General features: G+C 71.3%; 10 protein-coding genes. 1 reads left to right on the top strand and 9 read right to left on the bottom strand.

Annotated elements, in window-relative coordinates:
- Nucleotides 1-88 precede the first annotated feature (88 nt).
- Nucleotides 89-835, bottom strand: coding sequence for a protein phosphatase 2C domain-containing protein (locus ABZZ79_RS30415; protein ID WP_356694161.1), 747 nt, complete (start codon nucleotides 833-835; stop codon nucleotides 89-91).
- Nucleotides 836-998: 163 nt separating this feature from the next.
- Here ABZZ79_RS30415 and ABZZ79_RS30420 point away from each other — a divergent pair, with 163 nt between their 5' ends.
- On the top strand, nucleotides 999-2,810 hold the full coding sequence (locus ABZZ79_RS30420; RefSeq protein WP_356694163.1) for a hypothetical protein: 1,812 nt from the start codon (nucleotides 999-1,001) through the stop codon (nucleotides 2,808-2,810).
- A 60-nt stretch (nucleotides 2,811-2,870) separates the two neighbouring features.
- Here ABZZ79_RS30420 and ABZZ79_RS30425 read toward each other — a convergent pair whose 3' ends face one another.
- The 8 genes from ABZZ79_RS30425 to ABZZ79_RS30460 form a co-directional block, all read right to left on the bottom strand.
- The gene (locus tag ABZZ79_RS30425; RefSeq protein ID WP_356694165.1) at nucleotides 2,871-3,224 is read right to left on the bottom strand and encodes an antibiotic biosynthesis monooxygenase; all 354 of its coding nucleotides are present in this window, start codon (nucleotides 3,222-3,224) and stop codon (nucleotides 2,871-2,873) included.
- On the bottom strand, nucleotides 3,221-4,402 hold the full coding sequence (locus ABZZ79_RS30430) for a ferritin-like protein (RefSeq protein ID WP_356694167.1): 1,182 nt from the start codon (nucleotides 4,400-4,402) through the stop codon (nucleotides 3,221-3,223). Before ABZZ79_RS30430 ends, ABZZ79_RS30425 begins: the two co-directional genes overlap by 4 nt.
- Entirely contained in the window at nucleotides 4,399-6,417 is a 2,019-nt protein-coding gene (locus tag ABZZ79_RS30435; protein ID WP_356694169.1) for a GMC family oxidoreductase, read from the bottom strand. The genes ABZZ79_RS30430 and ABZZ79_RS30435 overlap by 4 nt, the downstream gene beginning before the upstream one ends.
- 15 nt (nucleotides 6,418-6,432) lie before the next feature.
- On the bottom strand, nucleotides 6,433-6,921 hold the full coding sequence (locus ABZZ79_RS30440) for a hypothetical protein (protein ID WP_356694171.1): 489 nt from the start codon (nucleotides 6,919-6,921) through the stop codon (nucleotides 6,433-6,435).
- Nucleotides 6,922-6,935: 14 nt separating this feature from the next.
- Complete coding sequence (locus ABZZ79_RS30445) at nucleotides 6,936-8,417, bottom strand: FAD-binding oxidoreductase (RefSeq protein ID WP_356694173.1); 1,482 nt, start codon at nucleotides 8,415-8,417, stop codon at nucleotides 6,936-6,938.
- Nucleotides 8,414-10,006, bottom strand: coding sequence for a hypothetical protein (locus ABZZ79_RS30450; protein WP_356694175.1), 1,593 nt, complete (start codon nucleotides 10,004-10,006; stop codon nucleotides 8,414-8,416). Before ABZZ79_RS30450 ends, ABZZ79_RS30445 begins: the two co-directional genes overlap by 4 nt.
- Before the next feature lie 297 nt (nucleotides 10,007-10,303).
- Nucleotides 10,304-11,374, bottom strand: coding sequence for a YncE family protein (locus tag ABZZ79_RS30455; RefSeq protein ID WP_356694177.1), 1,071 nt, complete (start codon nucleotides 11,372-11,374; stop codon nucleotides 10,304-10,306).
- Nucleotides 11,375-11,424: 50 nt separating this feature from the next.
- Nucleotides 11,425-15,324: an amino acid adenylation domain-containing protein gene (locus ABZZ79_RS30460; protein ID WP_356694325.1), complete on the bottom strand. Its 3,900-nt coding sequence runs from the start codon at nucleotides 15,322-15,324 to the stop codon at nucleotides 11,425-11,427.
- Nucleotides 15,325-15,461: the final 137 nt, after the last annotated feature.

Raw genomic sequence — 15,461 nt, forward strand, 5'->3', positions numbered from 1 at the left:
CGTCCGGGCGGCGCATCACAGGCCCCGCCAGGCCGCCGCGGGCCTGCGTCCGGGCGGCGCGTCACGGGCCCCGCCAGGCAGTCGCGCGTCAGGAGTCGTCGACGCGGATCAGGGCGATCGTGATGTTGTCCGGGCCGCCCGCCTGGATCGCCTCGCGCCACAGGATGAAGGCGGCGGGACCGTCGTCGGGTTCCTCGGCGAGGAGGTCGTCGATGATCTCGTCGGGGACCGGGTCGGTCAGGCCGTCGCTGCACACGAGGAGGCGGTCGCCGGAGCCGAGAGGGCAGGGCACGAGGTGCGCGGTCACGGGGGTGTGGCTCAGCGTTCCGCCGATGGTCCGGGTGACCCGGGAGGTGGTGCGCTGCCCCGGAGCCGGTGGCGGGCTGTCGTCGACGCTGATCTGGCGCAGGCCGTCGTCGTCATGGAGATAGACCCGGCTGTCGCCGATGTTGAAGACGAGCAGGCCGTCCGGGAGGATCAGCACGCCCGCGACCGTGGTGCCCATGGTCGCGAGCTCGGGGTGCGCCTCGCCCGCCTCGAACAGTTGACGGTTGCACGTTTCCAGGGCCGTACCGACGCCCTCCGCGTCGGTGAGGGTCGGGCCGAACTCGGCCAGGCGGTTGGCGACGAGACCACTGGCGATCTCGCCGCCGGGCTGGCCGCCGAGGCCGTCGGCCACCGCCGTCAGCAACGGGCGGGTCCGGGGGAAGACCAGGGTCTGGGGCGTCTCGGTGACCGTGCCGCACAGGGTCCACGGCCCGATGACGAGGCTGTCCTCGTTGTGGTCGCGCACCAGTCCGCTGTGACTCAGCGCGGTCACGGCTGTGTACGACACTTCGCTGCCCACCTCTCCCCCACCATTGTCCGCCCGTACGGGCCCCCTGTCAGGGGCGGACCGGCCGGCGCCACGCGGTCAAACACCCGTCACAACCTGTAGCCCCCGACCTCGGCTCCCACGCCGAGCCCCGTTGTCAGTGGTGTCCGTCATGATCGGGGGCATGAGCGAGATCGACACGACCGCGCGCCGGGCGTCCCGCACCTGGAGCGGGCACGAGGCCGCCTCCGCCGTCCAGAGCCTCCTCGGAGGGATGCTCAGCATCGGGAACGGGGACGCCTTCCGCGAGTTCCGGGCGACCGCCCGCTACATCGAGGGCCGTCGGGAAGACGCGACGGAGGCGCCGGCCGAGGCCACGGTCCGGTTCTCCGGGGCGAGCAGTTGGAACGAGCTCATAGGACGCACGGGAGCCCTTGCGCTGCGCGCGGCCGCGCCCGCGACGAGGCCGGAGCGGCGCGCGGTGCTGCTCGATCTGCTGGAGGCGTGGGCGGGGACACCGTTCGCCGATCCGGCCTTCCGCTTCCGCATGGGCAAGCTGGCCGGGCGGCACTCGTACGCCCTCCGCGACGAGCAGGGTGCGTCGTTCGGTCTGCACTGGCCGGCCCGCAAGGAGACGCGCTACTTCGAAGTGGTGTTCCCCGGTGGCGATTGCGCCCCCCGTCCTGAGGAACCGCTCTACGCCGTGGACTGCCACCGCGGTTGGGGCACCCCTGAGCAACTCCTGCGCCTGGTCGACCTGGTGTGGGAACGCGGGCCGTTCGACTGGGACGCGGACGCCGTACTCGCGCTCAGCGAGGCCACGGGACTGAGCCGTCCCGCCGCGGCCCTCGTCCTGAGCGGCAACGCGGGTGCGGGCGGCTACCAGGTCCCCTTCCTGGACGAGCACGAGCGCTCGGTGTACGGCTTCAAGGCGGGCGAACTCGAGTCCGCCCGCACGGAGTTGTCGGCGATCAGGGACGAGGAGCGGCTGACGCTGCTCGCCGACGTCCTCCCGGAGGACCCCACCGACCTGTGGGAGCCCGGCGGCCTCGCCCGTGTCGCGGACCGCACCGCCGCCGCCTGGACCCGGCTGCACGGCAGGCGTCCCAGCGCCCCCTGGCCCACCTGGCAGGCCGCCGCCGCCCTGGAGACCGGGATACCGGCGACCCATCTGTGCCAGCTGTTCCTCGACCCGGCGAACGCCCCCGTGCCCCCGGGCTTCTACCTGGGTGTCTGGCCCTGCCCGTCGGAGTACCGCCATCTGCGCACCGCGTGGGGCGTCATGAGCGAGTACGACTCCATGAACCTCGTGCACGCCGTCCTGACGGGCCTGACCTGGGCGTACACGGACCTCCCGGCCGGGGACCCGGTGCGCGACGGGGCGCCCGGGGTCGTCAGGCAGTTGCGCAGGGTGCTGGCCGGCGGCGATTCACCGGCCCGTGTCCTGCACGCGGGCGTCATCCGCGGCAGCCGGGGCAGCCGACGCCAGGACTGGCTGACCGACGGCGCCTGCGACCGGATCCTGGCCCGCATCACCACCGGCGGCCTGCCACCGGGCCGCTACGAGTCCGACCCGCGTGCCTGCGTCCCCGGCCTGGTCGCCGAGATCGCCGCCGACCTCGACCTGACCGTGGACGCCGCCGCCCTCTACCTCCAGCTCCTGACGCTGCCCGTCCCGTCGGACCGCAACGTGCGCCGCTGGAACGCCTGGAAGCCGGCCCAGCACAAGGCCGCGGCGGCGGCGCTGGTCGCCCGCGGTCTGGTGGAGGAGGACCGCCGCTCCCGCGCCGGACGCACCCTGTTCCTGCCCGGCGCCTGGTCCCACGCCGAGAAGCCGCTCCTGCCGATGGAGTCGTGGAAGGCACCCCTGCTCGGCGCCCAGTTGAGCTACGACGGCACCGAGGTGCGGGACTTCGAGCTGTTCCCGGGCACGCTGCCCGAGCTGTTCTCCCGGGCCTGGGAGCTGGTCCGGGAGGGCCGGGGGCCCATGGCCTGACCCGGGTGGCGGCCGATGGCGGGCGGTCCGGGAGCGCCCGCCACCGGCGGTGTCGGCGGCTCAGCCGATGGCCTCCTTGCGGACGAAGCCCGCGAAGCGGTCGGCGAACTCGGCGCTGACGTAGAGCTTGCCGTCGTTCTGCACGAACAGATGGAGGTGGTCGGCCAGCCACTTGGTGAAGACCGGGCCGGTGCGGTGGTCGTCGAAGGCCTTACGGTCCTTCCAGGCGCCGACGAAGATGATCTCGTTCGGGGTGGGCGGGGGCAGGGAGCCCTCGACGATGGCGGTGTGCAGGCAGTACATCCAGGTGTCGGGCTCGTGCTGGTGGGTCTGCGCCACCAGGTCCTTGAGCGCGGTGATGGCCTCCTCGCGCCTGCCGTCGACATGCCACCACTTCGTGACGATCGAGATCACTTGAGGGCTCCCTTCATGTCGTTGATCTCCTTGCGCAGCTTGTCCTTGTCGCCGGTGGTCCGGGCGTAGTGGAACCGAGGACAGAGCGTCTTGTGGGCTCTGGCGGGGTCCGGGGTGCGCATCAGGGCGACCGCCTTGTTCTTCAGCGCCCACATGGAGTGGACGGCGAGGGGCAGCCGGTCCTTCTCGTCCACCCCGGCGTGGGTGCCCATCTTGTACGGGACCGACTTCTTGACGGCGGAGAAGGCCAGGTAGAGGTCGTCGACGAGCTCGGTGTAGGCGAGGTCGAACTCCTTCAGGGCGATGCCTTCGAGGCCGCTCGGCAGGGCGCCGTTGCCCTTGACGAACTCGGCGGGGTGGACCGCGTCGTAGTCCACCAGGAGCAGGGCGCCCTTCGGCTCCTCGTTCGCCAGCTGGTCCGTGCGGAAGCGGCGGCCGGTCTGGAGCTCACGGAAGCGGGCGTAGTGGGAGTACATCTCCCAGCCGCTGTTGAGCCGGTCGTGGTCGGTGACCACCACGGCCGGCTTGTCCAGGACCTCGGGCGGCAGGCCCTCGCCCTGGTCGACGATCTTGTCGATCGCGGCGACGGCGGTGTCGACGCCGGACACATGGAGGATCTCGCCGGCGCCGCCGTAGTACTCCGTGGCCTTCACCTGGTTGCCGTGCTTGAAGTCCTCGTCCTTGCAGTGGTCCTTCAGCGCAGTGCGGATCGCGCCGTAGAACTCGCCGATGGTCGGATAGCCGCCCGAGGAGCAGTCGATGTCGCTGAGCTTGGCCGCCCCGTGGAAGGGGTGCTCGATCAGGACGAACCCGTCCACGGCCGCCGGTGCGAGGGGCCGCAGTTCCAACGACCCGATACCGCTGATCAGTTTGATGTCGTACGGGTACTCCGGGACCGGCGGCACGTCCTTGAAGGTCTTGAAGGTGACCGGGTCCGTGCTGGGCTTCGTCCCGAGCGCGCTGAGGACGTTGGCCGCGAGGACCATGTGGAGCATCTCCTCCATGACCACGCTGCGGATCGTCTGGGCCGCGTCGGAGTTGTGGCCGTCCTTGATGGAGTACAGCGCGGTGAGGTAGACGGGGATCGTGCTCAGCTCCAGGCCCACGGCCAGTTGGAGCGCGGCGGTCAACTCCGCCTTGTCCTTGATCGGTTCGGGTTTCTGCGACCGCTGGTTCACTTGATCAGCTCCTTGGCGATCTCGTCACCCGTGCGCAGCGCCAGGGCGGTCATGGTGAGCGTCGGGTTGGAGGTGCCGAGCGTGGGCATGCTGCCGCAGCCGACGACGAACAGGTTGGGCAGGTCGTGGCTGCGCTGGTAGCTGTCGACGACCGAGGTGCCGGGGTCGTCGCCCATGCGGTGGGTGCCCACGACATGGCCCGCGCCGCGCACCCAGTACCGCACGCCGTCGTACTCCACCTCGGAGGGGTCCGGGCCGTAGTGGGTGTAGTCGCCGGTCCTGTACTCGGGTCGACGGACCTTGTCCGTCATGCCCAGCCGCGCGAACAGCTGTCTGCTCGCCTCCGCCGCCCAGGGCAGGGACGCCTTCACGTACTCCGACAGGTCGTACTGGATCACCGGCCGGTAGCTGCCCAGGGCGTCCTTGTAGCGGCCGTCGATGGTGACGCGGTTGCGTGCCTCGGGGTCCTGCTCCAGTTCCCAGGCGATCCGGAACTGCCGGGGCAGGATCTTGCCCAGTGCGGTGCGCAGCTCCCTGCCGTAGAGCCGCGCCTTGCCGTCCTGGCCGCCGCCGACCAGGTCGCCGACGGTGTCGTACGGGGCGTTCTCGGGGAAGTTCCAGCCCCAGTTGCCGATCTCCACGCGGAAGGCGGTGCGTTCGCTGCGGAAGTCGCCGTCGCGGAAGGCGGGGATGCCGGAGGTGGAGCCGGGCCCGCGGAAGGCGCCGACGTTCTCCGGGAGCAGGCCCCAGGTGAGCAGCAGCGGGTGGTCCATGAGGTTCTTGCCGACCTGCGTGCTGGAGTTGGCGGCCTTGGAGGCGAGCAGCAGGGTGGCGTTCTCGATGGCGTTGGCGGCCAGGACGTAGGCGCGGCCGGTGACCCGGTGGTCCGTGGGCGCGCTGCCGTCGTCGTAGTACGTCCTGTAGTCGACGGCGGTGACCTTGCCCTTGGTCGTGTCCGTGCCCTCGGTGTGGGCGACCCGCATGGCGACGCACTGGCTGCGGATGGTGACCATGGGACGCTTCCCCGGTGTCTCGCCGTCCCGGGGCGGCGGGTATTTGACGACGAGTTCGTACAGGGTCTTGAGGGCGTTGTACTTGGCCTGGACGGGGCAGATCGGGATGCAGCTGGAGTTGCCCTCGCAGCGCTGGCCCCGGTCGGCGTTCCCGGCGGCGCCGACGATGCGGTAGTCGGGCCTGGTCGGGGTGGAGTTGCGGGCGACCGGGGTGTTGCTGATCCGGACGGTGAAGTCGTACGCCTTCTTGTCCCGCCCGTGCAGGGTGATCTTCAGGTTTCCCGCGATCTTCTCGAAGTACTTGTCGAGGTAGCTGGAGGGGATCTCCTCCATGGGGAAGCTGTAGACGCCGTTCGGGAACTTGGCGGTGTTCGCGCTCTTGAAGTACGCCGCCGGGTCGTCCCCGATGCCCGGGTAGTGCTGGTTGCGCACCTCCGCGGAGACGCCGAGGATGTCCCACTCGGCGCGCTCGTAGTAGGGCTTGAGGTCGGCGTAGCGCAGCTTCTGCGGCCAGTCGAAGCCGCGGCCGTACTTCGTCTTCATCTCGAAGTCGTGCGGCAGCATCCGCAGACAGGTGCCCAGCCAGTGCAGGGTGGTGCCGCCGAGGGAGCGGGCGTAGTCGCTGCCGAACGGCAGCGGGCCCTTCTGGACGAAGTAGCCCTGGTCGCTGGTGACGGGGTTGCCGTCGGCGTCGCGCAGCGGCCGGATGTCCAGCACGTCGGGCTGCGGGGCCGAACCGGTCGTGGGGTAGGGCGAGTTGGGGACCTTGATCAGGGCTTCCTGGTACGCCTCCACGTAGGTGTCGTACTTGTCGGCGCTCATGGCGGTGGAACGCCCGGCCTCCAGGATCAGGATGCTGGGGAGCTTCGTCGCCTTCTTGGCCTTGTCGTTCGCCTCCTTGGTCCTCAGGGCGTGTTCGATGACCGTCTTGGCGACGACGGCGCCGGAGATGCCGCCGCCCACGATGACGAGGTCGTACGCGGATTCAGGGGTGTCGCTCATGGTTCTTCCTCACCATCAGGGCAGCAGGGACGGCGGTTCGGCCCAGGAGCCGAAACCCGGCCCCTTGGCGCCCATCGCGTGGGCTCCGGCGGCGAGCCAGACCAGGCCCTCGCGGTAGCCCTGGCTGGAGACGATGTGCTGGACGTCGTCGGCGGTCGCTCCGAAGCGGTCCCGGTAGCCGGCGGGCAGCGGGTACCAACTGCCCAGGTACCAGAGCTTGATCAGGCTGATCACGACCGCGCCGAAGCGGTCGCTCTGGACGACCTCCTTCTTGAACTCGGCCCCGTCGTACGGCTTCTTCTGCCGGTCCTTGGCGAGCGCGTCCTCCGCGACCCGGAACAGCTGCCCGGCCTCGCGTTCGCCGATCATCCGCAGCAGGGTGTCGTAGTACGTGTCGATCAGGCCGGTGCCGGCCAGTTCCGTGCGGTTGAACCCGGTGAGTTCGACGGAGATGTCGGTGAAGATCTGCTCGGGGGTGCGGGGTGGGGGCGGGATGTTGCCCATGGGGGTGCTCTCGTTCAGGAGGAGGGGAGGAGGGTGCGGTTGAGGGGGGCGAGGTCCAGGGGGCGGTTCTTGACGTCCGGTTCGAAGGCGGAGTCGACCGACTGCTGGAACGTGAAGAAGGCGGGGTCCGGGTCCGCGGCCTTCTTGATCTCCCTGAGCCGCTCCAGGTTGGAGCCGTAGTAGGCCTTGGCCCAGTCCTGCTGGAGGGGGTCGATGTAGTTGACGTACGCGCCGTGGAAGTCCTTCTTCAGCGCCTCGCCGAAGTCGAAGGCCCACTCGACGTTGGCCCGGGTGTCGGCCGGGTCGCCCCAGATGGACTTCAGCTCGAACACGAAGAGCTTGTCGCGGTGCGGGTAGGGGCCCTGGCCGGCGAGCGACTTGTCGTTGACCTTGCCGCGGCCGTGGGTCCAGACGACGAAGCTCTCCTTCGACGGCGAGGCGGCCATCGCCTTCTGCACGGCCTTGATCATGTCCGTGGTCCAGCCCGGCTTCTCCTCGATCATCCCCGAGCGGATGTAGGCGTTGCGGTCGCCGACCAGCGTGGAGCGGCCGATGGCCATCTCCAGCGTGGGCAGGGGCACCGAGTACAGCCGTACGTCGAAGGGGTTGAGCTTCAGCATCGGCTGGAGGTGGGCGATGCCGTCGGCGTAGGCGCCGTTGTAGACCGGGGTGATGCGGAAGGAGGGGATCATGCGGGTGGGTTCGGCCGGGTCGGGGTCGTGGCCGACGTAGCCGTAGGCGGCGAAGGCGTCGGGCAGCTTCTTGGCCCAGGCGTCGTAGGCGGGGATGACCTCCTCGGCCCGCTCCAGCGGGAAGGAGAGCCCTCCGCCGAGGACGGTGGCGGCGGGTGGCCGGTGCAGTTGCAGGGTGACCTCGACGGCGACCCCGAAGTTGCCTCCGCCGCCGCCCCGGCAGGCCCAGAACAGGTCCCGGTCGAGCTTCTCCTTGGCGTCGGCGGTCAGCGTGTGCATCTCGCCGTCGGAGGTGACGAGCCTGATCCGCGTGACGTTGTCGCTGCCGAGGCCGTAGGAGCGGGAGACGAAGCTGTAGCCGCCGCCCTGGAGGAAGCCGGGCAGTCCCACCGGGAGGCAGCCGCCGCCGACGGGGATCAGCGGACGGGCGCTGCGGTCGACGTAGCCGTAGACGTCGGCCCAGGTGGCGCCCAGCTGGACGGTGAGCTGGTCCTTGCCCTTGTCCAGTGTCATGCCCCGCATCAGCCCGAGGTCCAGGACGATCCCACCCCGGTTCAGGCAGTACCCGGCGGCGCTGTGCCCGCCGCCGCGTACCGTCATGGGCAGACCCCGGTCCTGGGCGAAGAGGATGGCCTCGCGGACGTCGGCGTAGGAGTTGGCGCGGACGACGAGGGCGGGGGGTGTGCGGGTGCGGCCGTTGTCGATGGCGACGACCTTGGCGTACTCGGCGCTGCCGGGCTCGCAGACATAGCCGCTGAGGCGGCGGGCGAGGTTGGCGACGGCGGCGTGCGGATCGGTCGTCATTCCTTGACCCCGGCCAGCGACTTGAGCGTGGTGAGGCTCGGGACGAAGAAGTACTCGCCGCCCTTCATGGTGACCCACTCGCCGACCGTCTCGGTGAAGGTGTGGCCCACGACCCTGGGCGGGTTCTGCGAGAAGTCGAGGTCGTTGCGGGAGCCGTACAGCTTGGGCCAGTCGGCCGGGTACTTCGTCGTCGATCCGGGCGGGCGCCGGCCGATGACGGGGTCGATGCCGCTGCCGTCCCGCAGGAAGACCGGGTTGTTCGCCCACTGGTTCTGGATGAACTCGAACTGGTCGGCGATGCTGCTCTGCGCGCACAGGAACAGCAGCCCGACCTTGTCATCCGGGTCCGGTGTGAGGGTCACCTTGCCGTAGCTGATGCCGCGGCGGACGATCCGTACGGTCCGCTCCTGGGTGACGGGCTGGCCGAACTGGCGCTGCTTGTCGCCACGCGGGTTGGACTTGCGGATGTGGCCCTGGAAGGGGCAGCGCACTCCGTCGGGGTCGGCGTCGTAGTCGAAGTTGTTCGGCAGCGGGCCGAGGCCCTTGACGGGGCGGTCCACGACCGGGGTGCCGTCCTGGAAGCGGCCGACCATGTAGGCGCCGGCGAGGTCGACGTACTCCTGGGGGACGGGGTCCGTCTCCTTGTACTTCGGGCGGGCGTTCGCGGTGATCTTCTTGGCGAGGGCCTGCTCGTCCCTGCGGAAGCCGGCCACGTCCTGTTCCAGCTTGCGGTACACGAAGTACGAGCCGTAGCTGTGGTCCGCACCGCCGGGGTCGGGGACCAGGACCTGGTCGAGCGGGGCGCTCGGGTCGTAGCGGTCGATGCCGCCCTGCCGGGTGTGGGCGTCCTCGATGTCGCGGGCGTAGAACAGCGGCTGGCTGATGCCGTCGACGAAGCCGAAGTGCTCACGGACGGGGGCCTGCGGGTCCGGCTTGCCGTCCGCGTCGAGGCGCATGGCGGTGCCGTGCTCCTCGGAGATCTTGGCGCCGAGGGCCGTCAGCTCGGCGTGCAGCTCGGCGGCGAGCCAGTCCAGCCGGTCCGGGAAGTCGTCGGCGACGATCACGAGGGCGTGCAGCGTGCGCTGGAATTGGTCCTCCCACTTGTCGACCGGCGGGTCGTTCAGCAGGCCCACCTGAGCCTTGGCCCCGGCGCGGAAGGAGGGGTCGTCGGGCAGGGACAGCGCGGGCACCTTGAGGTCGCGGTACCCGGCGGCCGAGACCAGCAGGCCGTAGAAGGCTCCGCTGGCGGACTTCAGCAGGGCGGTGGCGTCCTTGGCGGACACCCCGCCGTTGCCGCGGATCGTCTCCAGGGCCTCCCGGTGGGCCTTCGCAGTGTCCCACTGCTGGAGGGCGGAGGTGACCCGGTTCTCGGAGACCATGCCGGCCAGCCAGGCGCGGGCCTTCTGCCGCTGCTCCGCCGTGTCGACGGCGAACGTGATGAACAGGTGCCGGCTGTGGTCACGGCCGTGACTCTTGAGGATGTTGCCCTGGAGGTCGCCGAGGGCGTCTCTGAGCGCCTCGACGGTGTTGCGGGTCGGGGGGACCGCCACGTCGGGATCGATCGCCGTCTGTTTCAGGTCGATGGCCATGACGTCTGCTTCGCACCAAAGGGGGTGAGGCTAATCGTGGCCAGAGCCATACCTTCGGCATATGCGTGAAGCAATGGGGGTACCGCGACGTGCGGGGATGACCGCGGATGCACGAAGTGCACATGCCATGGGCATTCACCCGTCCGGGCGTGTCCCCGTTCCACCAAACCCGCCACCCGGGTGACGTTCCACGAACATCCAAGCGAAAGCCGGTCCTTGGCGCCGCACACCCGAACGCGGACACGCATCATCCGTCGGGCGCCCGACGGATGATGCGTGGGTGTGCGGCCCGCCTCGTCAGCGCGCGGGGCGGATTCGGTGGATGGAGTCCAGGGCCTGCGCGCCGACGGCGGCTTTGTCGACGACGTACGCCGTGCCGTGGGCGAGGACGACGTGGTCGGTGTTGGCGCCGGTGGCGAGGCTCGCGAGGACGGTGCCGGTGCGCGGGTCGAGGATCGTGGTGGTGCCCGCGTCCTTGTTCACCGCGTAGACGTTGCCGGTGCAGACGTCGGTGGCGACCGCGAGGGTGCCCGCGCCCGTCGGGATCTCGCGCTGGACCTGGGCGCTCGCGAGGTCGACCACCGAGACCGAGCCGGAAGCCTGGTTGGCGGTGTAGGCGGTGCGCCCGTCGGCGGACAGGCACACGTCGATCGAGCCCTGCCCGGCCGGGAGCAGCTTCGGTTCGGCGGAGCCCGGCGTCACCTCGATGAGACGTCCCTTGGCCAGGTCGGCCGCGTAGACGTGGCCGGTGTACGGGTTGACGGCGAGGCCGGTGGGCCAGGCGCCCTCGACGGTGACGCGCTGCTTCTCCTGGTAGGTGCGCAGGTCGAAGGCGACGATGCTGCCCTCCTCCAGCGCGCTGCACCACGCCACGCCGCGCGCCAGGTCGACGGCGACGTCGCGAGGGTGCTTGACGCCGGGGACGGTCGCCAGGTGGCGGCCCGTGCTCTGGCTGTACACCGCGAGGGCGTTGTTCAGTGTGGCGGTGACCCACACCGTGTTGTGGACGTCGTCGACCGTGACGCCGTAGACGGCCTCCAGCGCACCGGTGGCCGGGTCGGTCAGCGGGGGCGTGTAGGCGTCCAGCAGCTCCAGCGTCCGGGGGTCGACCTTCAGCAGGCGCGACTGGGTGACCGGCGGGAAGCCCACCGAACTGGTCACCCACAGCACCTCGTTACGGGCGGAGTGGGCGACCTGGTAGAGGCCTTTGGCGAGTGCGGCGGACTTCACGGTGTAGGACGTCTCCAGCGGGCGGGGGCGCTTCGGGGTGGCGGCCGCCGCCGTACCGGTGGCGGCGAGCGCACCTCCGGTGGCGAGCGCGGCTCCGAGGACGGTGCGGCGGCCGATCGGGTCGCGGGTGCCGGACATTGTGGTTCCTTCCGAGTAGGGGGTGATCTAGCGGGACTCGTGGGCCTCGGTCATACGTCGAGGTCCTGGAGCCGGGTCGCGAGCACGGCCGCGATCTCGTCGATCGGGCCCGGCCGGGTCATCTCCGGGTGCACGCAGTCCAGTTCGTGTTCGTCGATCGCTCCGCCGATGTACGGCTTCCAGGCGCTCGGCGTCAGCCAGTGCTCGGCGCGCGGCGCGGCGGCCGTGAAGAACAGCACGTCGCCGTCGAAGACCAGGTGCTGTTGGGTGCGCATCAGGCGGGCGTTGTTGGTGACGATCCCGACCACGGCGTCCACGACGTGCTCGGGCAGTGCGGCGAGCGCGCTGCCCTCGCGGCGCAGCACCGCGAGGACGCTCTCCCGGGTCAGGTCCGTGCCGCCCTCGTAGCCGGCCATGCGCAGCAGGGCGCCCAGGGCGTCGGCCTCGGTGGGGCCGGCCAGGTCGCGCCACTGGTCGGAGGGGTAGGCGTCCATCAGTGCCAGCAGCTCGACGTCCTGGCCGGCCTCTCGCAGATGCACGGCGACGGTGTGCGCGATGACCCCGCCGACGGACCAGCCCAGCAGCCGGTAGGGGCCGTGCGGCTGCACCTCGCGCAGCCGGGCGACGTAGTCGGCGGCCATCTCGTCCATGGTCGCGGGCAGGGGCTCGTCGGCGCGCAGTCCGCGGGCCTGGAGTCCGTGCACCGGCTGGTCGGGGCCGAGGCGGGCGAGCAGCCCCGAGTAGCACCAGCTGATGCCGCCGGCCGGGTGGAAGACGAACAGCGGTGTGCGGGTGCCCGTGGCGCGCAGGGGCAGGACGACGTCGAGGGCGCTGTCGCCCGCGTCGCCGTCGGTGAGGCGGTCGGCGAGCGCGGCGGGAGTGGGGGCGCGGAAGAGGGTGCCGAGCGGGGTCTGTGTGCCGAGGGTGTCGCGGATGCGGGACATCAGGCGGGCGGCGAGCAGGGAGGTGCCGCCGAGGTCGAAGAACCCGTCGTCCACGCCGGCCCGTTCGACGCCGAGCACCTCGGCGAACAGCCGGGTGAGGGTCTCCTCGGTGGGGGTGCGCGGCGCGCGGGATTCGGTGACGGTCGCGGCGGCGGGGGCCGGCAGGGCGGCGCGGTCCAGCTTGCCGTTGGCGCTGAGCGGGAGGTCGTCGAGGGCGACGAACGCCGACGGGACCATGTAGTCGGGCAGCACGGCGGCGAGACGGGCGCGCAGTTCGTCGGCGCCGGGTACGGCCTCGCCGGGATGCTCCGCGGCGCCCGCGCCGGTGACGTAGGCGACGAGTCGCTGATCGCCGGGACGGTCCTCGCGCAGCAGGACCACGGCCGCGGTGATGCCGTCCACGGCCGTCAACTGTGCCTCTATCTCGCCGAGTTCGAGGCGCTGGCCGCGCAGCTTGACCTGGTGGTCGGTACGGCCCAGGTAGACGACCTCGCCGTCGGCGGTCCAGCGGGCCAGGTCGCCGGTGTGGTACATGCGCGCGCCGGGCGGGCCGTAGGGGTCGGCGACGAACCGGGCGGCCGTGAGGTCGGGGCGGTGCAGATAGCCGTCGGCGAGCTGGACGCCCGCGAGGTACAGCTCGCCCGTCACGCCGGGCGGGCAGGGCTGGAGGGCCGGGTCGAGGACGTACAGGCGGGTGTTCCACACCGGCCGGCCGATCGGGACGGTGCCGGTGGCGCCGGGCACGCAGGTGTGGTGGGTGACGTCGACCGCGGCCTCGGTCGGCCCGTACAGGTTGTGCAGCGGGACCGAGGGCAGCGTGCGGTGGAACTGCTGCGCGGTCTCGCGGGGCAGCGCCTCGCCGCTGCAGAAGACATGGCGCAGGCCCGTGCAGCCGGCGGCCTCCGGCTCGGCCAGGAACACCTGGAGCATGGACGGCACGAAGTGGCAGGCGGTGACGCCCTGTTCGCGGATGGTGCGGGCGAGGTAGGCGGGGTCCTTGTGCCCTTCGGGGTCGGCGAGGACGAGGGTGGCGCCCTCCCGCAGGGCCCAGAAGAACTCCCAGACCGAGACGTCGAACCCGGACGGTGTCTTCTGCAGCACCCGGTCGCCGGCCGCGAGCGGATAGGTGTGCTGCATCCAGCGCAGCCGGTTGTCGATCGCCGAGTGCGGTACGACGACGCCCTTGGGCCGGCCCGTCGAGCCGGAGGTGTAGATGACGTAGGCGGGATGGCTCGGGGTGAGGGCGCGGGGAGGGTCCACGGACAGCCGGCCGCTGAGGTCGAGGTCGTCGAGCAGGACGTACGGCCGTGCCGTGCGCGGCAGTCGCCCGGCGGTGTCCGTGTCGGTGAGGACGCAGACCGGGTCAGCGTCGTCGAGCATGTGGCCGAGCCGTTCCGCCGGGTAGCCGGGGTCCAGCGGCAGATAGGCGCCGCCCGCCTTCAGAACCGCGAGCAGGGCCACGATGAGCGACACCGAGCGGGGCAGCGCGATGGCGACCAGCCCGCCGGGGCCCACTCCCCGGGCGGCCAGTTCGTGTGCCAGTCGGTTGGCCCGCGCGTTGAGTTCGGCGTAGGTCAGGGTCCGCTCGCCGTGCACGAGGGCGGGGGCGTCGGGAGTGCGGCGAGTCTGGGCCTCGATGGGGCCGATCAGGGTGGTCGGCGGGACGCTGTGGGCGGTGGCGTTGAACTCCTGGAGCACCAGGTGACGTTCGGCTTCGGTGGCGACACCCAAGAGGGCGAGGGGCGCGCCGGGGTCGCAGTCGGCGACGCGGGCCAGCAGGTCGAGGAAGCGCTCCTGGTGGGCGGTGACTTCCCCGCGGGTGTAGAGGGCGGGGTTGGCGTCGTGGTCGATGCGCAGGCCCCGGCCGTCGGCACGGTCGTAGACGTTGACCGTCAGGTCGTCGACCGGGCCGGCGGACAGGTTGTGCGCCACCGCTCGGGCGCCCGCGAAGGTCAGTTCGTAGTCGAACGGCATGATGTTGACCAGCGGTCCGACCAGTGGCCGTCCCTCCCCCAGCAGGCCGAGGTCGCGTCGGATGTCCTCGAACCGGTAGCGCTGGTGACGCCGCGCGGCCCGCATCGCGAGCACGACCTGCCGGGTCAGCTCGGCGAGGGTGGTGGCGGGGTGGACCTCGAGGCGCAGCGGCAGGACGTTCATCACCATGCCGGGCACGCGCAGGGCCACCGAGCCCATGCGGCCCATCAGGGGCAGGCCGAGCACGACGTCGGAGCGGGCCGTGACGCGGGAGACGTACAGGGCCTGGGCGGCGAGGATCACCTCGGGCCAGGTCGCGCGCAGTTCGTCGGCGAGCGTGCGCAGGCGGGTGGTGACGTCCTCGGCGACGTGGGCGCTCGACCGCAGGAAGGTACGGGAGGGCAGTGCGGTGCGTCCGGCCAGGGCCGGTGCCTCGGGGCGGTCGGCGAAAGCCTCGCTCCAGTGCGCCCGGTCGGTGGCGTACTGCTCGCAGGCGCGGTAGGCGAGGTCGTCGGCCACCAGGTCGGTCACGGAGCCGAAGGGGGTGTCGCCGGGCTGCTCGCCCGTGACGAGGGCCGAGTAGATCTCGGCCGTGCGGCGGGCCAGGAGCGAGTAGCCGAAGCCGTCCATGACCAGGTGGTGCACGCGCTGGTACCACAGCCAGCGGTCGTCGCCGACGCGCAGCAGCGCGTGCTGGAAGAGGGGGCCGGTGGCGAGGTCGCAGGGCCGGGCGAGGTCGGCGTCCATCCAGGCGCGGGCGTCGGCGTCCGGGTCCGCGGCCTCGCGCAGATCGGCGGTGTGCAGCGGGAAGTCGTCCAGGTGACGCGTGAACTGCCGTGGCCCGTCGGGCGATTCCACGATCCGCATGCGCAGCGACTCGGCCTCGTCGGCGGTCCGGACGAGGGCCCGGGCGAACAGGGCGGGGTCCACGTCGCCGTGGATCTCCAGGCACTCGGCCGTGTTGAGCGCGGGGCTCTGCGGGTCGAGGGCCTGGGCGTACCACATACCGGACTGGGCCGCGGTCAGCGGCAGTCCGGCGTCGGGCGCGCCCGGGGTGGCCGGCCCGGCACGGTCGGAGGAGGACGTCGCGGCGCTGTGGGTGGAGGAGGACGTCGCGGCGCTGTGGGTGGAGGAGGACGTCGCGGCGCTGTGGGTGGAGGAGGACGTCG

The organism is Streptomyces sp. NPDC006458 (assembly GCF_040612135.1).
Classification (GTDB): domain Bacteria; phylum Actinomycetota; class Actinomycetes; order Streptomycetales; family Streptomycetaceae; genus Streptomyces.

Coding starts and splice junctions, on each gene's coding strand:
- ABZZ79_RS30450 (WP_356694175.1), bottom strand. CDS start 10,006: ATGGCCATCGACCTGAAACAGACGGCGATCGATCCCGACGTGGCGGTC.
- ABZZ79_RS30440 (WP_356694171.1), bottom strand. CDS start 6,921: ATGGGCAACATCCCGCCCCCACCCCGCACCCCCGAGCAGATCTTCACC.
- ABZZ79_RS30420 (WP_356694163.1), top strand. CDS start 999: ATGAGCGAGATCGACACGACCGCGCGCCGGGCGTCCCGCACCTGGAGC.
- ABZZ79_RS30455 (WP_356694177.1), bottom strand. CDS start 11,374: ATGTCCGGCACCCGCGACCCGATCGGCCGCCGCACCGTCCTCGGAGCC.
- ABZZ79_RS30435 (WP_356694169.1), bottom strand. CDS start 6,417: ATGAGCGACACCCCTGAATCCGCGTACGACCTCGTCATCGTGGGCGGC.
- ABZZ79_RS30445 (WP_356694173.1), bottom strand. CDS start 8,417: ATGACGACCGATCCGCACGCCGCCGTCGCCAACCTCGCCCGCCGCCTC.